Raw genomic sequence first — 17,939 nt, forward strand, 5'->3', positions numbered from 1 at the left:
AGGGGAGGGGGGTTGCCGGCCAGCGGCCGGCACTACCGTTTGAAGGCGTCGGCCAGTGGCGGGCAGTACCGATTGCGGAGGCTTACGGCCCCGGCGGCAGCTGCACTTCGAAACGGGCGCCACCCAGTTCACTGGAACGGGACACCTGCAGCTCGCCGCGGTAATCCTTGATCAGGTCCTGCACGATCGACAGACCGATGCCGTGGCCCTGCACGCGCTCGTCGCCGCGCACGCCACGCTGCAGCACCTTGCCGATGTCTTCCGGGGCGATGCCCGGGCCATCGTCATCCACCGCCAGCAGCAGACCGGCGCGACGCGCGTTCGGCGCCGGCAGCGGCTGCGCGGTCAGCAGCACGCGGCGCTTGGCCCACTTGAACGCGTTCTCCAGCAGGTTGCCCAGCAGTTCCTGCAGGTCACCCGGTTCGCCGTGGAAGCGTGCGGCCGGGTCGATGTCGAATTCGCACAGCACGCCCTTCGACGCATAGACCTTCTCCAGGCCGCGAACGATTTCCTCGGCGTTGGATTCGATCGGCAACGGTGCCGAGAACAGCTTGTGGCCCGACGAGGCCGCACGTGCCAGCTGGTAGGACACCAGGTTGTTCATGCGCTGCAGCTGCACGTCCAGCTCTTCGCGCAGCGCGCCATCACCGGCACCGCTGTCCATCTGCGTGCGCAGCACCGCGATCGGCGTCTTCAGGCTGTGCGCCAGGTCGGCCAGGGTATTGCGCTGCCGCTCGAGGTTCTCACGCTCGCCCTCGATGAAGGCATTGATGCTGTCGGTCAACGGCTCCAGCTCGCGCGGGTGGCGCTCGCTCATGCGCTCGGTCTCGCCGCGCTGGACCTTGGTCAGCTCGGTGATCACCCGCCGCAACGGACGCAGGCTCCACTGCAGGATGACCGTCTGCAGCAGCAGCAGGATCAGGCCGATGCCGCCCAGGTAGAACCAGACCCGGCTGCGGAACACGCGCAGCTGTGCACCCAGCGCGCGCGAGTCTTCCATCACGTAGATGGTGTACGGGAATTCGGTAGCGGGGTCGGCGTCGGCATCCCACACCAGGCCCAGGCCATAGCGGTACACCGAGCCCTGGCTGCCGTCGATCTGGATCATCGGCAGCGGGCCTTCGAACACTTCCTGGCGCGGGGCCAGCAGGCCGCCACCGACGGTGGGCAGCATCGGGCCTTCGGCGGACATTGAATTGCCCTTGCCGTCGGGCATCACCACCTGCAGGTACAGGCCGCTGCCGGGCACGTCGAAACGCGGATCCGGCGGCTGCTCACGGATGTACAGCGAGCGATCGCGGGTGAAGTCGATGCCGGCCGCGTAGGAGGTGGCGTAGTTCTTCAGGCGCTCACGCAGGTTCGCCTTCGCCGTGTCGGCGAAGGCGGCATCGAGCGCGTAACCGGCCAGCGCCAGGAACGCGACCAGACCCACGGACGCGGCGAACATCTGGCGCGCCTGCAGAGAGCGCGGCCGCCAGCGTCGGAAGAACCACAGACGGCCGGACATCGTTTATCGCCTGCTGAAGGCCTCAGCCCTCGTTGCGTGGAATCGCGAAACGGTAACCACGACCGCGCACGGTCTCGATCGGCTTCAGTTCGCCATCCGGGTCCAGCTTCTTGCGCAGGCGGCCGATGAACACTTCCAGCACGTTCGAGTCACGATCGAAGTCCTGCTGGTAGATGTGCTCGGTGAGGTCGGCCTTGGAGACCAGTTCACCGGCATGCATCATCAGGTACTCCAGCACCTTGTACTCGTAGCTGGTGAGGTCGACATTGCTGCCGGCCACGCTGACGGTCTGCGCTGCCAGATCCAGGGCAACCGGGCCGCATTCCAGGGTCGGCTTGCTCCAGCCTGCGGCGCGGCGCAGCAGCGCGTTGACGCGGGCCAGCAGCTCTTCCACATGGAACGGCTTGACCAGGTAATCGTCGGCGCCCTGCTTCAGGCCCTCGACCTTGTCCTGCCAGCTCGAACGCGCGGTCAGGATCAGCACCGGGAACTTCTTGCCTTCGTCGCGCAGGGCCTTGATCAGCTCCATGCCCGACATCTTGGGCAGGCCAAGGTCGATGATGCCGACGTCGAACGGTACTTCGCGGCCCATGTACAGGCCTTCTTCGCCGTCCTGCGCTGCATCGACGGCAAAACCTTCGCGCTTGAGCCGGGCTGCCAGGGTCTCACGCAGCGGGGCTTCGTCTTCGACCAGAAGGATACGCATGAACTCTCCCTAGTGTGCTGGGTGCGGCCCGGAGGCCTGTGGGTACGGGTTGATAGCGACAACTATCCCTGTTCAGGGGTTATCGCCGCGTAGTGATGACATATCCGACCGCGGCGTGCGCGGTTGTGAACGTGCCGGGGCGGGGTCGTCCATGTAGCGGACCCGACCGCGGTCGTCCATGTATTTGACCCGGTTGATGTCACGACCATCGAACGGCACCCGCTCGGCGCCCAAGATGTGGCCGCCGGTGGTGCGCTGCACGCGGCGCACGGCATCGGACAGCGAGCGCTCGTTGTTGGCCGCACGGCCACCGCGCTCCATCATTTCAGCGCGCCCCTGCTCCCGCTGCGGGTCCTGCGCCAGCGCCGAAGACAGCGGGGCAGCCGCCAGGACCACACAGGTGGCCAGGGCAAAACAGCGGTGGAAGGGAGCGGAAGACATCGATGCGATCCTAGCCGAGCACGGCGATTCGTTCAAAAGTCGTAAATCCGGGCACCGGAATGGAACCCGGCGTTTTACAAATCTTTTGCAAATTCTTGGTTTCGGGCGGTGAATCCGGTCTGAACTTTTCGGGATGCTCCGTCGTGTCGTTCAGCTAAGTGAACATTCGGAACGAATCCGCTCCGCTTGTCAAGTCAGGAATGTGACGACGGTCACGCTGCAGCGCGATCAGCGCCACGATCGGTCACTTCCAGCGCCTGCTCGATCAGGGCCCAGCCGGCGCCCGGGCGGTGTGCGCCCTCGCTCAGCACCTGGCGGAATGCGCGGCCACCGGGCTGGCCGTGGAACAGGCCGAGGATGTGGCGGGTGATGTGCTTCAGGGCCAGGCCCTCGCCCAGGCGGGCTTCGATGTACGGACGCAGGGCGCGCAGCAGTTCACCGCGCGGTCGCAGCGGCGCGCCGGTGTGCAGGGCCTCCAGCTGATGCAGCAGGTAGGGGTCGTGGTAGGCCGCGCGGCCGAGCATCACGCCATCGACGTGCGCGGCCTGCGCCTGCACCGCCTCGATGCTGGCCAGGCCGCCATTGAGCACCACCGGCAGCGCCGGGCGCTCCTGCTTCAGGCGATAGGCCCAGTCGTACTTCAGCGGCGGAACCTCGCGGTTCTCCTTCGGCGACAGGCCCTTCAACCAGGCATTGCGGGCGTGCACCACCACCATCGCGGCACCGGCATCGACCTGGCGGTCGACGAAGCTGGCGAATACGTCGTAGTTGTCGTCCTCGTCCACGCCCAGGCGGCACTTCACCGTCACCGGGATGTCCACCGCCTCGACCATGGCCGATACGCACTCGGCCACCAGCACCGGCTCGCGCATCAGGCAGGCACCGAAACGGCCGGCCTGCACGCGGTCGGACGGGCAGCCGCAGTTGAGGTTGACCTCGTCATAGCCCCACTCGGCGGCGATGCGCGCGGCCTGTGCCAACAGGGCCGGATCGCTGCCACCGAGCTGCAGCGCCAGCGGTTGTTCGCTGGCATCGAAACCAAGCAGGCGCTGGCGATCACCGTGGATCACCGCGTTGGCGTGCACCATTTCGGTGTACAGCCGCGCGCCCGGCGCCAGCAGGCGATGGAACACCCGGCAATGGCGGTCGGTCCAGTCCATCATGGGGGCGACGGACAGGCGCAGGGAATCAGCGTAACGGGCGGTGGCGGACGTCATCGGGCGGTTGATCGTGGAGACTGGCATTGCCAGTGAGATCAATAGTTTACACCGCTGGGCTGAACGGCGACGACGACGCCCGGAGTACTGCCCGGAGCCGGCATACGACCGGCCCGGGAACCCACCGCGGCGACCTTACTGCGCGCGCCCCTTCACCTGCTCCTGCTGTTGTTCCTGCACGCGCTGGTTGAACTGGATATCCAGTTCCTCGGTCTGGCGGGTGCTGGCCTCGACCGACTGCGACACGGCCTGTCGGCTGTCGACGAAGGTGCGCTGCGCGGCCGGGTCGCCGACGTTGCCCTGCACGGCGAACAGACCGCTGCCATCCGGGCGCGCGACCACGTGGTCGATCTGGCGCATGCCGGCGACCTTGCTCTCGTAGGCCAGCTGGCCAGCAGCACGTTCGGTTTCCTGCGCGTTGGCGAACAGCGGGCAGAGCCCGGCCTGCACGCGCTGCTGTTGCAGCACCTGCAGTTTCTCCAGCGCCTGGTTGAAGCGCGGATTCTCGGCATGCGAAGGGTCACGCATGCTGGGAGCTGCCGGTGCGGTCGGCTCCGCCTTTGCCGGCGCAGCAGGCTGACCTGCGGCCTTCACTGCGGCCGGGTCATCCAATCGGCCCAGGGTCTGGCGGCCGGCCTTGCCATCCTGCTCGAGGCCGTTGTTGGCCTGGAACTGCTTGACCGCCGCAAAGGTGTCCTTGCCGTAGATGCCATCGGTCGCCAGCGGCTTGCCGTCGGCGCCCACGTGGCCCAGTGCTGCCAGCTTGCCCTGCAGCGCCTTGACCTCGTCACCGCGTTCGCCCTTCACCAGCATGCCATCGGCCATCGGCGCCTGCTGCGTGGTGCGTGCGGCCTGCGCGGCTTCGGGCCCCTGCGCTTGCACCTTGCCACCGAGGGTGATGCGGTCGTTGAGCATGTCGCCGAGGTAGCGCCGGAACTGCGCCGGCTCCACTTCGATATGCGCGTGCACCGCGCCGGGCGATCCCACATCGGACTGGCGCACCAGCGGCGCACCGTACTCGACGAAATCGCCGGTCTTGTACGGGATGGAGCCGACAGCGCCGTGCAACACCTGGCCCACCAGCTCACGGCGGGCATCGCCGACCGGATGGCTGTAGATGCTGATGGAATTGGTGCCGTCGTTGTTGAGCTTGACGTAGCCAGCCACCGGACTGGGAATCATCAGGCTGCGCCCGCCGGCACGGTCAGTCAGGATCAGGTCCTTCTGCACCAGCGGAATGCCGTTGATGTCCTCGCGCTTGCGCACGGCCTCCAGTTCGCCGTCAACCATGTCCGCGGTGCGGTCAACCTTGCTGGCATCGCCGGCGCGCACGGCGGCGGCATTGGTTTTGGGATGGTGGATCTTCAGCTCGCGGAACGCGTCCTCGCCGCTGATGCCATGGCGAAGGACGCGGTTGCTGCTGCCGTTGCCGAAGGGTTCCACCACGGAAATGCGCCCGCCACCGGGCGCTGCGGCGCCGGCAGGACCGGTGTGCTGCTGCGCTGCGGGTGGCGCAGCCCTCGTCGGTGCTGCCGGCGCAGTCGGGGCTGCCGGGGCTGCCGGGGCGGCAGGCGAAGGCGCAGCAGGGCGATGCTGTGCGGCCTCGGCATCGATGGCGCGGCGCGTCTGTGCGTCGGCCATGCCGGTGGCCGGCAGATGGTGCTGCTGCTGGAACACATTGATGGCGTGCTGGCTGCCAGCCCCCAGGTAGCCATCGGCGGTGATCGCTTTGCCATGCGCATCGGTCAGGCCCAGCGCGGCCATGTCACGTTGCAGCGCGCGCGCCTCGCGGTCGATCGCACCCAGCGTCGCAGGCCCCACCTTGCCATCGACCGGATTCAGACGGTGGTCGCGCTGGAAGGCTTCGACGGCCTGCCGGGTGCTGGCATCGAACTGGCGATCAGGGTGGATCGCCTGGGCGCCTGCACCGCCGTAACCCAAGGCATGCAGGTTGTGCTCCAGCTTCTCCACCGCGCGGCCGGTAGAACCCTCTTTCAGCACCTGCGGGCCAGCGCCACCGTTCTTGTGCGAGCGCGCCTGTTCCAGCGCTACGCGGATATCGGGATCGTTGCCTTCGTTGGCCGGCGCGAAGTCGCGGCGACCCACTTTCAGATGCGCGCGATCCATCTCCGCCGAGTGGCGGGGATAGGCCTCTTCATAGCCAGCGGCGACGTCAGCGGCCGCCAGGCCGGCATAGTATTTCTTGTCCTGGCGGATCTCGGCCGCCTTGTCGCGCAGGTCCTGGTAGTCGCCGCCCCGCTTCAGTACCGCTTCCAGCTGCGGCAGTGTCCCCGGCAACTGGTTGGCGGACTTGGCGATCAGCGCGATCGCTTCGAAACGCTTGTCTTCTGCAATGCCACTACCGTGCTTGTCCAGCATGGTCATGGCGATGCGGGTGGCGTTGCGCACCTGCGGGTAGTCCACGTGGGTGTGGATCCACTGCTTGCCTTCGGGCGACCCGGCCCAAGCGTTGATGCTGTCGCGGGTCGGGACATCGATGAAGCGGATCGAGGAGCGCTTGCCCTCGCCGTCGCCGTGGCTGAGCAGGTCCGCACGCAGGTCGGCGCGGTCGCTGGTGAAGGGCAGATGGTGCGCCTTGGCGTAGCTGCTGGCCTGCTGGATGACCGCGTCCACGTAGGTCGTCTCGCCGGGCTTCAGCGCACGCTCTTCGGTGGCGCCCAGCGGCCATTTGCCACGCTGGCCGAAGTCGACCTGGATGGTCCCCAGCGAATAGCCACTGTTGGCGGCCACCGCGCTGACCGTGCCCCACTTCGGCTCATCCAGTCCCTTGGTGATGCCGGCGATGCTGAGGTGGTACGACGATCCGCCACCTTCGGTGCCGCGTCCGACGGCGAAAAACACCGCGCCGGCGGTTGCGTCCAGGTTACGGGTATCGATGTTGTTTGGCATGGCTCACTTCCTGATCCGTGGAGGGATGACCGTGTTGCGGATTACGGACCGATCAGGCGCAGGTAGGTTTCCAGCTGATCGGCGCGCGCGCGCAGGCGCTCGGTGTCATTCAATTTCTGTTGCAGGTTGCCCGGCTGCGAATCGTCGTACAGCACGGTTTCCAGTTCGCCATCGCGTTGGCGCGACTGCAGCCACGCCCGTTGCGCGGCCAGCAGGTGGGTCTTGGCCGTGGCGTCGAGGCGTCCCTGCAACTGCTGGTACGCCTGGTTCAACCGGCGGTCCTGCCGGTCCGATTCGCTGGACAGGCAGGCGGCTTCTTCGATGGTGCCCTGCGCGCGGCCTGAGCACGCCTGGTAGGCCGCGCTCAGCGCGGACGCGGCATGCACCTGGCCGGTGCACAGCACCACCATCGCCGTCACCACAATGCTCAAGGTCCTGCTCGCCATGGTCTGCTTCCTACCGGTCAATGCTTCGATGCGCTGCACACGCCGGAGGCCCCGTCAGGGGGCCAGCATGCGCTTCTGCAGTTCCACTGCGCGGTTGGCGTAGCGGTTGATGCGGCACGACTGCGCGTCCAGCGCCTGACCCACGCTCTCCGTGGCCGCACTGCAGCGCTTGTCGGTGTCCTCGGCCCAGTTGGCCTGCTCGTCCATCCAGCGGTCCTTGGCCGGGCCGTCAGGGCTGTCCATCAGCCGCGCAACCTGTGCTTCCAGCAGTGCTTTGTGGTGGGCGAGCTCGGTCGTGTCGCAGACTTCCAGCTGGTCGTCCATGCCCCGGGCATCCTGCACGCAACGGGTGTATTCGGGCCGCAGCGTTGCCTGGGTATAGGAGGTATCCGGCGGCGCACTCTGCGCCAGCAATGCGTCAGCGCGGTTGGCCACGCGGAACAGGCGGCACTCCTGTGCCTTCTGCAGGTCATCCACCCCGGCATTGGCCGGAGCGGCGCAATGACGGTCGGTATCGCTGCGCCAGGTCGCCTGGGTGGCCAGGAACGCATTCTTCGCAGCAGCATCGAGCCCGGTCACGGCTTTGCTGGCACCCTCCTGCAGGCGCCCTTCCTGATAGGCCAGTTCGTCCTTGCCGCAGGCCTGCAGCTTGCCCGCATCCTCCACGCCATCCACGCACCAGCCATAAGCCGGGCGCAAGCGACCGTCCGTGTAGGACGCATCGGGGTACCCGGAGGAATCACCAGACGCTGGGTTGGGGGTCGCTGCCGGCGCGGCCGCGGCGAGCGGTGCCGGGGGGGGCGCCGCTTCGGCCGATGCAGGGGAAGAAGGTGCCTGGCACGCGGTGAGCGCCAGGCACAGGGCCAGCACCTTCCAGTACCGACGGCCGGAGGCGATCTGTTCATTGCCCCGACGGGCATCCATTGCCTGCATTGCTTGTATCTCCCTTGCGTGTCGCCAGCGGTCGCCGGCCGGGAGGGGCCGTCCATCGGCCCCATCACGGTGGCAATCCTACGACAGCGGCGGTTTCAGATGGCTGACTGGATTCAGCTTGCGCGGACGGCATCGCAGAAATCCGGCTTGCCAGACCGATGCCTGGATCCCGGCACAGGTTTGGACCAGGCGCGCGGTCAATGTGCGCCGCCGCGCCCTCCCACCCGTTCGATCAGCGTCTGGCTGGCGGCGTTGAGGCCGACAACGCTGACCTCGGCGCCGTGCGCGGCGAGCTTTTCCTGCGCGTGTTGCAGCGCTGCGACCGCGGTCAGATCCCACAGGTGGGCCTCGCGCAGGTCGATCTCGACCTTCGCTGCCACATGCTGGTAATCAAACGCCGCCCCGAGCTGTCCGGCCGAGGCGAAGAACACCTGGCCGCGTACACGGTAGACCTGCATGTCCGCAACGTCTTCGAGTTGCACGTCCAGCATGCGGCCCACCTTGCGGGCGAAGAACAGGGCGGACAACAACACGCCGCTGAGCACACCCTTGGCCAGGTCGTGGGTGGCCACGGTGACCACCACGGTCAGCAGCATCACCGCCGACGAACTGCGCGGATGCGTGCGCAGGTCACGCAGCGAGCGCCAGCTGAAGGTACCGATGCTGACCATGATCATCACCGCCACCAACGCCGCCATCGGAATCTGCTGCACCAGATCGCTGCCGTACACCACCAGCACCAGCAGCAGTACACCGGCCACCAGGCAGGACAGCCGGCCTCGACCGCCGGAGGTCACGTTGATGACCGACTGGCCGATCATCGCGCAGCCGGCCATGCCACCGAGGAAACCGGTGACCGTATTGGCCAGGCCCTGGCCGACGCATTCGCGGTTGCGTTCGCTGGGCGTCTCGGTGATGTCCTCGACAATCTGCAGGGTCATCATCGATTCGAGCAGCCCGACCACCGCCAGCGTCGCCGACACCGGCAGCAGGATGCGCAGGGTGTCCCACGTCATCGGCACGTCGGGGATGAAGAAGTGCGGCAGGCTGTCGGGCAGCCGGCCCATGTCGCCGACACTGCGTACGTCGATGCCGAACCCCATCACCACCGCTGTCAACACGGCAATGGCCACCAGCGGCGAAGGTACGGCGCGGGTAACCCGTGGCAGCAGGTAGATGATCGCCAGCGCGGCGGCGCACAGGACGTAGACGGTGGGGCCGCGGCCGATCAGTTCCGGCATCTGCGCCAGGAAGATCAGTATGGCCAGTGCGTTGACGAAGCCGGTGATGACCGAGCGCGAGACGAAGCGCATCAACGAACCGAGTTTGAACACGCCGGCCACTACCTGCAGCAGGCCGGCCAGGATGCTGGCGGCGAACAGGTACTGCAGGCCGTGATCACGAACGAGGTCGACCATCACCAATGCCATCGCACCGGTGGCAGCGGAAATCATGCCCGGCCGGCCACCGGCGATGGCGGTGATCACGGCGATGGAGAACGCGGCATACAGGCCGACCTTGGGGTCGACGCCAGCGATCAGCGAGAACGCGATGGCTTCGGGAATCAGCGCCAGGGCAACAACGGCACCGGACAGCAGATCACCACGGAGATTGCCGAGCCATTGCTGGCGCAGGGGATAGGACGTTTGCATGGAAAAGCTCCGCGCACACGCGGGCGGGGCCACGTGGCGCTGCAGTGGAAAGACACGGGTTCCTGAGCCGGATGGGCCGGCTGCCGAAGGGCGGCAAGGTTCAGGGTGGCGTGATCACTGCAGTGCGTCGTCTGGGAGCGTGGGAGGGGCGCAGTCTACGGGAAGGGACCGGGGGGCTCAAATGGCTCCCCCGGCTGCGCGGCCAAGGAAACCGCTGCCCGCCGCGCTAATAGCCCGTCACGTCGATCACGGCAAGAGCCGCGTTGTTCGAGGCATAGGTGAATCCGGCTGGCAAGGGACTCCCGTAGTAGGGGCCATAGGTACGCCGGCTCTTCTGCGTCATCCCGAAGGTTATGGTGCCACCATTTACCGCGCCTCCCGAGATGCTCACATCCTCGTATTGCAGATACTCCTGCGGATCACCCCAGCGCCGGAACGTATTGACCGAATCGAACGCATAGATCAGTGGCATCACTGCCCAGGCTCGCCCCGGATCGAATCCGGCGGTGCCCTGCCAGCCGGGCCGGCTCGAAGACGAACGCAACCCGGCAACGCGTGCAGCCTTCCTGCCCGCATCGAACGTCAACCGCCCTGTACCGTCGCGAATGATCAATCCGAAGTTGCTCGGTGGCTCCTGTGGCGGTGCGTAGACATACCACTCCACGACCGCTCCAGGCGGACCGAACAGGAATAGTCCTCGGGGATAGCCATCAATCTCGTTGAAGTACTGATAGCCCACAACTGACGTCGATCGCACCGCGACGGTGCCTGAATGATTGCCAATGTACCGGCTGCCCTCACTATCCAGCGTAGTGGTTCCCTGGGCGAGCATGGCAAGCGTGGGAAAGGTGTCGTCGATCAACACCGTACCCCAGTCATTGATGATCTTGATTCCTGCGGTCATGTCAGCGCGTCCATATTTCGACAGTGCCACCGTAGCGGCGGTTGAGAGGAACATTGACGTGTCGCCAGCTGATGGTGCCGGCAGCCATGTCGATGCTGAAGTCCGGGGCATACCAGCCGAGGGCTACCGGCGTCAGATCCGTATCCTCCGGTTGCCGGGAAAACGCGGCACTGCCATCGACCACGCTATATTGGATACGCGCAAGGACGCGGAACAGCCTGCCCCGAGGGTCGTAACCCAGGCTGCCGTCGGCATTGAATACTTGAATTCCTGCAGGCATCACCACACCCCCATCTGTACGCGCAGCGTTCCGGCTGCATCAAATACCTGGATCACGTTGTTGACGATGGTCAGATAGCCCCCGTTGTCGGGGCCTGTCATGGTCATCGCACCGCTCTTGTCCAACCGCCAACGCGGCAAGCCCTTGGCACCCACCGCGTTGGACTGGATGAAGTCACCGATCATCGCGTTCTGGATCCTGCCGTTGCCGATCAACGCCTGACTGATGAAGGTCTGCCCGTTCTCGACTACGAAGGGCGTGGTGATCTGCCCGTTCCTCTCATTGATCAGCGCGAAGCGGTCGGCCTGCATCAGGATCTGGCTCTGGTAGCTGCCATCAGGCTGCTGCTCCACGCCCAGGCCCATACCGGCCATGTAGATCTGCCCGGCGCTGGTGATCTGTGCCTTGACCGTATAGGTCGCGCTGACCTTGCCATCCAGGTTGACCACGGCCTGTGAGACCTGCTGCACGGCCGCGCTGACACCTTCAATCTTGCCAGGAACACCATCGATGGATGCCTCGACCGTATCCACCCGCTTGGCCAGCGCCGCGTCCTTCTCCGCCATTACGCTGTAGACGGTGATGGCACCGGCAGTAACGTCGTTCTCACCGACGTTGTAGTCCTCCTCGCCCGCGCTGTGGTCACTGACCTGGGCGAACAATCCGTCGACCTTCTGACCCTGTGCGGCCACCTTGCCATCAACCTCGGTGACGTCCATCTCAAGCTGGTCGACACGACCAACAACGGCGCCAGCGTCAGCGATGGCATCACCCACGTCCTTCCAGTGGGTACCGGGTGGCGTTTCGTTGCCCGCTGCGGCTCCCTGCCAGCTCCAGATCCGGCCGTCGTGGATGACAGTCTGGCCCGGACTGTACGAAGCAGCCGCGTCCCAGACCAGCGGCAATACCTCGGTGACACGCTCGATCTTGTGCTGCAACTGCTGACCCAAGGCGCTTTCGTTGATGCGGCCAGCGAAGTAGCTGTCGTAGTCGTCTGGGTTGCTGCTCGATTCGCCGATCACCCCGACATCCAGGGGATACCAGGGCCCGATGTTGCCGCTGCGGTCCACCAAGCGCCCCCAGAACCAGAACCGCACGCCTGCGGCCAGACCGTTCATCTGGTGCTGCGCCTGCGGATAGGCGAAGTCACCGAGCTTGATCGCGCTCTCACGGTTGGGACCGGTGCTGTACCAGAGTTCGGTACGCTCGGTGTCGGTTGCGCCTTCAGGGAAGCCCCAGGACAGTGCGATGCCGAAGGGGCGACTGGTACTGGTCAACGATGAGAGCGCAGGCGGTGGCGTGGTCTTGCCCTCAATCGTCGTCAGTGCGCTGACCATCGGCTGCGACACCGCACCCAGCGCATTGACCGCACGCACCCGGGCCAGGTACTGGCCGGCATACACGCCGCGCACCTCCAGGCTCTGCGTACCCACGCGACCGGCGCGTACCCAGTTGAGATCGCCACGACGCCATTCCACGTCATAGGCGATCGCCTTGTCTGCCGCATCCCACTCGATGGTAAGCATCGACGTGGCGATACCCTGATCGACCACGACATGCGAGGCCATCCGCACGTTGTTCGGCGGCGGCTGCACGCTGGGTGGCACGATGCTGATCGGCAGTTGCTCCAGGCGCGTACCATCGTCGATGGCAGCGTACTTGCCCGGCACATGCTTGAGCGCGGTGATCTGGTAGGTCAGCTCTTCGCCTTCACTGATCGACAGCACGCGGTACTGCTGTAGTGCCAGCTCCGGCGACTCCAATGCCCAGACCGACTGCGCGACCGGCACTGCCGACCACGGTGCAGTGACCATGACCGTATCGCCGTCAACCGACTGCACCGTGCGCGCTTCGGAATGGCCGTTGGGGAGGGTGGCGCGCAGGATGTCACCTGCTTCAATCTTCTCTGGCAACTGGTCCAGCACCAAGGTACGGGCACCCGCGCTGCGGATACGCCCTGCGTTGCGGCGACCGGCGCGGTTCGGGTCGGCCACCTGGATCACGTCACCCGGCATGCAGCCCAGTGCATCGAGCCCCACGGAGAAGCTGATCGTCTCGGTCTCCAGCATCTCGGTATGCAGGATATGGTTGCCCACGCGCTGCGCCTGCGAGCGCGAATGGCAACCCACCGCCGTTACTTCAGTCTGGTTGATGCCATAGCGGGCAACACCAGGCAGATGCTGCACCACTTCAACCTTCTGCCGGCCGAAGTCATCCGGATCGATCCAGGACACCAGAGCGACGGTATGCCGCGCCGTACGGCTGCTGCCCGCATAGTGGAAGCGGCCTTCGATGACGTTGGCCTGGCTGTAGGTGAGCAGCGGGTCCTTGGGCATATCGGCCGAAGCCATGACCTGCCCGGCCGCATAGAAGCTGATGCCACGGAACATGGTGGCGATGTCCTGCAGCACTCTGTATGCCTCAGCGCGGGTCTGCAGATACAGGCTGCAGGTGAAGCGGGGTTCCTTGCCGCCTTGGCCGTTGCTGACCAGCTCGTCGCAGTAGCGGGCGATCTGGTACAGGCGCCACTTGTCCACCCAGTCCAGCGGGATGCGATGTCCCAGGCCGAAGCGATCGTTGGTGACGATGTCGAAGAACACCCACGCCGGGTTGTTGGTCCAGCCACTCTTGAAGGTGCCGTCCCACACGCCACTGTAGATGCGACTGAGCGGATCGTAGTTGGACGGGATGCGCACGATGCGCCCCCACAACTGATAGGAGCGGGTTGGAATGTTCTGGAACTGGCTGGCATCGACCTGCACCGCCGCCAACGCGCAGTTGGGATAGCGCAGCTTGGCATCGATGATCTCGGTCATCGACAGCACATTGACGGTGTCGGCGATGGTGCTGCTGTTGGCGTTCGCGGTCAGCCGGCGGATGCGCACCTGCCACTGGCTGCCCGCCGGAAGATCGATGCGGCGGCTGCGCTCGTACTGGCTGGTGGTCTTGCCACTGAAGGCATCGTTCAGCACGGTGCTGAACGGGCCACCATCGGTGGACAGGTCCACCGCATACATGATGCGGTAGCCCTCGGTATCACCGTTTTCGGTGTTGGTCTTCTGCAGCGCGGGCACCGCAAAACGGATACGGACCGCTGACAGATCGGCACCGGACACGGTGCGTACCACGGGCGCATCGCTGCGCAGTTCGACGTTGACGCCGACTTCGTTCTCGATCGAGGGGAAGCCGCTGATGTGCTCCTGGTCCTGGGTACCCGAACGCGTCTGCACGTCCACGCCGGAGAAGTTCAGCGTGCCGTCCGGATTCTCGATCGGCACCTGGTCCAGGTAGATGGACTGCTTGCCCGCTACCAGACCGCGGATCTCACCTTCACTGGCAAGATCGATGATGCGGGCAACCGCCATCGAGTGCAGGCTGTCTGGCGTTTCCACGGGTGTACGTGCGTTGCTGGAGCCTTTCTTTGCACCTGCCAGTACAGGCGGGGGTGCACCGCGCTCGCGCGGTTTGATTTGAATGATCTGGTTCAAAACTGGTCCTCCGCCAGGATGCCGCCGCTGATCACGGCCGAGCCGATGAACATGCCTTTCTTGTCATGCCCGCCGTAAGCGACGGGTACGGGATTGCCCTGCGCCTGGGTGTTGACGGTGCCGTTCATGCTGTAGCTGGGGGCGTTGTCGGGGCTGTCTTTTGCGCCCAGGCCTTTTGGCTGGGGGGAGAGCATTTGCACGACACCACCGGCAATCATGCTGGCGCCGGCGACGATGACGTTGGGTCCGTATGCTGCGGCAGGCGTGTAGAGCATGATCACACCTACTACAACCATGACGACGCCCATGATCGTCTGCAGCACACCACCCCGCTTGCTGCCCACCATCACCGGCGCGATGCGGATGTCATCCTGTCCCGGCGGATCGTGCAGCTGATCCCGCGACAGGTTCTGCTTGCCGTTGAACACGGCAAACTCCATGCCCTTGGACTTGGCGCCCATCAGGTACTGCTGGAAGCCGGGCACCAGCACGCACAACGCATGGATGGCCTCGGCCGGGCTGTTCACCGCCAGCCGGAACTTGCGCCCGAAGCGCGCACCCAGCTTGCCGTACAGGCGGATGGTACGAAGACGGTCAGTCATGGCGCACCTCGCGATGGCGGACGATGCAACGGGTGCGCTCGGCCCACATTCCGCCGTAGGGCACGGTTTCGGACAGGCGGCCATGCAGGTGATGCAGCATCTGCCCGTCGCCCAGGTAGACGCCGGCGTGATTGGTCACCGGCGAGCGGATCTGCATCAGGATCATGTCGCCCCGCCGCGGCTCGCCTTCGATCAGGTCGAAGCCTTCCGCATGCAGTCGCTCAAGGCTGTACAGGTCCTGGCCCTTGTCCCACCAGTCGTCGTCGCGGGTGTAGTCGGACAACGAAATGCCCAGTTCACGTTCGTGGAAGTCACGCACCAGGCTGTAGCAGTCCAGCACACCGTGGGCGAACTGGCGGCCGACCAGCGGCGCGACATAGCCAGCCGGATGGATGGTCTGCAGATCACCGCATTCGGGCGCCTCGCCGTCCACCTGACCGACGCTGACAATGTGCCAGGTCAGGCCACTGTGCTCGCACATCACCCGATCCGCGTCCGACGGTGTGGCCGCCGCGTCCGGATGGCTGTGCACCAGGGCCAGCACCTCGCCCTTGTCCTCGGCGACGGCATAGTCCTCGGCCGGCAGGCGGAAGTGTTCACTGGGCGTGCCCGCGAGGTTGCGGCACGGCAGATAGTGCTCGCGGCCTTCGATGGCCACGATCAGCCCGCAGCACTCGCGCGGGTACTCGGCCACGGCATGTGCCTGTATGGCCTGCAGGGTTGTTGGTTGCATGTTTCACCCAAAAAAATAGCCCGCGCGAGCGGGCCTGGAAGTGGAGAATCGGAAGCGCTGGATCAGGAGCGAAGCAGACCGGCCGCCGGGAAGCCGCCATAGGGCAAAGGCTTGTCCTGGCCGAAGCGCATCTTGCAGCTGCGCACACGGCCGCCGCACTGGTCGCGGGCGGGATCGTCGGTGGCAACGTCGTCGCCATCGGCAACTGCGGGACCGTTGTAGCCGCAGTAAGGGCCGCGGTAGCCACCGCGTACCAGCCAACCACACATGCCGGCGATGATCTGCCGGCCGGGCAGCTGTTCGCCGTTGAGATCGATGGCTGTAGTCAGCTCGAACTCAACCGTCTGCTTGTCTTCGCCAATCTTGCGCTCGATGAACCAGACCTCGTCGGGGAAGTGCTCGGCGGGGTCGGCAGTCGGATTGCCCTCTTCGAAGTTGGCAGTATCCAGGTACTTGGCCAGCGTCTGCCGGCGTATGACGCGGGCGCCGACCAGATCATCGAACAGCAGGCACATCGCGGTGATGCGGCCATCGATGTTGCTGACCCGAAGCTTCGGGTTCGGCGGCTGGTCGCTGGTTCGTTCAAAGCCGCTGGCTTCGATCGGCCAGGGGCCGTATTCCTGACCCTGCCAGGTGATCACACCGCTCTGCAGGTGTGCGTGGAAGAACAGCTGGTCGGCACCGAAACTGCTGGCGTCCAGTTCGAAGACGGTAATGCGGCCACCCGGCTCGAGTTGCTGGGCATCGGCGGTGATCATGAGTGGGTCTCCTGTGCGGCGACGGGAAGAGGTGGTAAGGGTTGGGCGGACGGGCCGCATGGCACGATGAGGTGGTGCCCGGGGCGCAGTGAGGCATTGGTGGTGAAGCAGGCGATGCGACCGGCTTCGGTGGTGGACTCGCTCATGGATCAGAGCTCCGCATCGGCGTACACAAGGATCTGCGATGTGGTTGACCACACCACCACAGCGCCCCACTGCTGCATGTTGTTGGACATCGACGACAGCACGGCCGCGTCCACGGTGGACTGCCAGCCGGGATTCCCGCCGTTGAAGTTGATGAGGCTGCCCTCGGAGCCGAAACCCACCAGATTGAGCGCCGTAGGTGGTGAGGCGGTAATGGGCGGCACCCGCTTGCGCACCTTGAACGGGATGCAGGCGCGTGAATCGCCGTTTGCCGTGTAGGTGATGCCCAGGATCCGGTTCACCTCGACCGTTTCGTAGTAGCGCTGGCACAACAGCAGTTCCAGTGCCTCCGGCCGGCGATCAAAGTCGGTCGCGGTATCGCCCTCCTCGATCTGTACTTCAGCCAGATAGACCACGCCACTCTTCTGCCCCGCCCCGAAGGCGCGGCCGGCGAAGGTGGCGCCGGCGTCAAGCCACAGGCTGAGCTGCAGGTAGTCGTTGGTTCCAAGGGTTCTGCCGGCGATGCCAGGGACATCCACGGTCAACTGATGCCAACGCCACATCGTATCGAGCGTGATCGCACCGCCAATACTGTCAGCGGCCGTCGATCCATTGGTGCCGAAGGATTGCTGGAACTCAAGACCGACCTTGAAATTATCGACCGTGGCCCGCGCCTTGAAGCTGATCGTGACCCGTTTCCCGGCGAACGTCCGCACATCCTCGATGCGCTGCTGGACCAGTGCCATGTTGTCCGCACCTGCAGCGCTTTCAACGGCGAGCTTCAGCATGTGCCTGGAGCCCGCAAGCAACCTTCCACCCGCGCCGCCACCTGCGGCGATATCGTCGCGTGATGCCGAGATGGTGCTGCCCTGCGCATTCACCAGCCATCGATCTGCGGTGTAGCGCGCCCCTGTCGCGGCCGCGAAGGTGCTTCCACGTTGCCACACCCGGAAGTCGCCATTGATCAGGCGGTTGCGGCCTGCCATGCGGCTGTCCAGGCTGTCGACCGCTGCCTGGACCTCGTCCAGGCCCGCGTAGACGTCGGCGAAATTCTCGTTGACCTTGGTGAACGCCGGGCGCTGTGTTTCCCCTCGCTTACCATTCGCTTGAATGGTATCGAGGTCGATTGTCTTTCTAGCCATTGCTGTGTTCCCGATTCTGGGCGATCCGCACTGCGGCTGGCCCTGGTGCTCTGGCCACTATGGCCAGCGCTGAGTG

At 65.4% G+C, this 17,939-nt stretch carries 15 protein-coding genes; all 15 read right to left on the minus strand.

What is annotated here, in order from left to right:
* Positions 1-82 precede the first annotated feature (82 nt).
* On the minus strand, positions 83-1,507 hold the full coding sequence (locus tag AC27VL_RS14240) for an ATP-binding protein (protein WP_089241450.1): 1,425 nt from the start codon (positions 1,505-1,507) through the stop codon (positions 83-85).
* Positions 1,508-1,529: 22 nt separating this feature from the next.
* Positions 1,530-2,213 carry a response regulator transcription factor gene (locus AC27VL_RS14245; protein WP_004136763.1) on the minus strand — a complete coding sequence of 228 codons (684 nt, stop codon included), beginning with the start codon at positions 2,211-2,213 and terminating at the stop codon, positions 1,530-1,532.
* Between the two features lie 72 nt (positions 2,214-2,285).
* On the minus strand, positions 2,286-2,654 hold the full coding sequence (locus AC27VL_RS14250; RefSeq protein ID WP_089241452.1) for a hypothetical protein: 369 nt from the start codon (positions 2,652-2,654) through the stop codon (positions 2,286-2,288).
* Between the two features lie 212 nt (positions 2,655-2,866).
* Positions 2,867-3,898, minus strand: a complete 1,032-nt coding sequence (gene dusA / locus AC27VL_RS14255; protein ID WP_100554458.1) for a tRNA dihydrouridine(20/20a) synthase DusA — start codon at positions 3,896-3,898, stop codon at positions 2,867-2,869.
* Positions 3,899-4,006: 108 nt separating this feature from the next.
* On the minus strand, positions 4,007-6,781 hold the full coding sequence (locus AC27VL_RS14260) for a peptidoglycan-binding protein (RefSeq protein WP_488767049.1): 2,775 nt from the start codon (positions 6,779-6,781) through the stop codon (positions 4,007-4,009).
* A 41-nt stretch (positions 6,782-6,822) separates the two neighbouring features.
* Positions 6,823-7,227 (minus strand): lysozyme inhibitor LprI family protein, encoded by a 405-nt coding sequence (locus AC27VL_RS14265; protein WP_100554456.1) that lies wholly within the window; start codon positions 7,225-7,227, stop codon positions 6,823-6,825.
* Positions 7,228-7,281: 54 nt separating this feature from the next.
* On the minus strand, positions 7,282-8,151 hold the full coding sequence (locus AC27VL_RS14270) for a DUF1311 domain-containing protein (RefSeq protein WP_100554455.1): 870 nt from the start codon (positions 8,149-8,151) through the stop codon (positions 7,282-7,284).
* Between the two features lie 206 nt (positions 8,152-8,357).
* On the minus strand, positions 8,358-9,812 hold the full coding sequence (locus tag AC27VL_RS14275) for a SulP family inorganic anion transporter (RefSeq protein WP_488767051.1): 1,455 nt from the start codon (positions 9,810-9,812) through the stop codon (positions 8,358-8,360).
* Positions 9,813-10,038: 226 nt separating this feature from the next.
* Positions 10,039-10,716, minus strand: coding sequence for a hypothetical protein (locus AC27VL_RS14280; protein ID WP_100554453.1), 678 nt, complete (start codon positions 10,714-10,716; stop codon positions 10,039-10,041).
* A 1-nt stretch (position 10,717) separates the two neighbouring features.
* A complete protein-coding gene (locus tag AC27VL_RS14285; protein WP_100554452.1) occupies positions 10,718-10,996 on the minus strand; it encodes a hypothetical protein in 279 nt (92 codons plus the stop codon).
* Complete coding sequence (locus tag AC27VL_RS14290; RefSeq protein WP_488767054.1) at positions 10,996-14,388, minus strand: TipJ family phage tail tip protein; 3,393 nt, start codon at positions 14,386-14,388, stop codon at positions 10,996-10,998. The genes AC27VL_RS14285 and AC27VL_RS14290 overlap by 1 nt, the downstream gene beginning before the upstream one ends.
* A gap of 92 nt (positions 14,389-14,480) precedes the next feature.
* A complete protein-coding gene (locus tag AC27VL_RS14295; protein WP_100554450.1) occupies positions 14,481-15,086 on the minus strand; it encodes a tail assembly protein in 606 nt (201 codons plus the stop codon).
* On the minus strand, positions 15,079-15,819 hold the full coding sequence (locus AC27VL_RS14300) for a C40 family peptidase (protein ID WP_100554449.1): 741 nt from the start codon (positions 15,817-15,819) through the stop codon (positions 15,079-15,081). Before AC27VL_RS14300 ends, AC27VL_RS14295 begins: the two co-directional genes overlap by 8 nt.
* 62 nt (positions 15,820-15,881) lie before the next feature.
* Entirely contained in the window at positions 15,882-16,577 is a 696-nt protein-coding gene (locus tag AC27VL_RS14305) for a phage minor tail protein L (RefSeq protein ID WP_191078455.1), read from the minus strand.
* Positions 16,578-16,726: 149 nt separating this feature from the next.
* Entirely contained in the window at positions 16,727-17,863 is a 1,137-nt protein-coding gene (locus tag AC27VL_RS14310) for a hypothetical protein (protein ID WP_488767057.1), read from the minus strand.
* Positions 17,864-17,939 lie beyond the last annotated feature (76 nt).

It is taken from the genome of Stenotrophomonas sp. 14P6.2.3, from assembly GCF_057799055.1.

What these genes read in the sequence shown, in the direction of transcription:
- AC27VL_RS14240 (WP_089241450.1), bottom strand. Translation starts at nt 1,507, where the DNA reads ATGTCCGGCCGTCTGTGGTTCTTCCGACGCTGGCGGCCGCGCTCTCTG.
- AC27VL_RS14245 (WP_004136763.1), bottom strand. Translation starts at nt 2,213, where the DNA reads ATGCGTATCCTTCTGGTCGAAGACGAAGCCCCGCTGCGTGAGACCCTG.
- AC27VL_RS14250 (WP_089241452.1), bottom strand. Translation starts at nt 2,654, where the DNA reads ATGTCTTCCGCTCCCTTCCACCGCTGTTTTGCCCTGGCCACCTGTGTG.
- dusA (WP_100554458.1), bottom strand. Translation starts at nt 3,898, where the DNA reads ATGCCAGTCTCCACGATCAACCGCCCGATGACGTCCGCCACCGCCCGT.
- AC27VL_RS14260 (WP_488767049.1), bottom strand. Translation starts at nt 6,781, where the DNA reads ATGCCAAACAACATCGATACCCGTAACCTGGACGCAACCGCCGGCGCG.
- AC27VL_RS14265 (WP_100554456.1), bottom strand. Translation starts at nt 7,227, where the DNA reads ATGGCGAGCAGGACCTTGAGCATTGTGGTGACGGCGATGGTGGTGCTG.
- AC27VL_RS14270 (WP_100554455.1), bottom strand. Translation starts at nt 8,151, where the DNA reads ATGGATGCCCGTCGGGGCAATGAACAGATCGCCTCCGGCCGTCGGTAC.
- AC27VL_RS14275 (WP_488767051.1), bottom strand. Translation starts at nt 9,812, where the DNA reads ATGCAAACGTCCTATCCCCTGCGCCAGCAATGGCTCGGCAATCTCCGT.
- AC27VL_RS14280 (WP_100554453.1), bottom strand. Translation starts at nt 10,716, where the DNA reads ATGACCGCAGGAATCAAGATCATCAATGACTGGGGTACGGTGTTGATC.
- AC27VL_RS14285 (WP_100554452.1), bottom strand. Translation starts at nt 10,996, where the DNA reads ATGCCTGCAGGAATTCAAGTATTCAATGCCGACGGCAGCCTGGGTTAC.
- AC27VL_RS14295 (WP_100554450.1), bottom strand. Translation starts at nt 15,086, where the DNA reads ATGACTGACCGTCTTCGTACCATCCGCCTGTACGGCAAGCTGGGTGCG.
- AC27VL_RS14300 (WP_100554449.1), bottom strand. Translation starts at nt 15,819, where the DNA reads ATGCAACCAACAACCCTGCAGGCCATACAGGCACATGCCGTGGCCGAG.
- AC27VL_RS14305 (WP_191078455.1), bottom strand. Translation starts at nt 16,577, where the DNA reads ATGATCACCGCCGATGCCCAGCAACTCGAGCCGGGTGGCCGCATTACC.
- AC27VL_RS14310 (WP_488767057.1), bottom strand. Translation starts at nt 17,863, where the DNA reads ATGGCTAGAAAGACAATCGACCTCGATACCATTCAAGCGAATGGTAAG.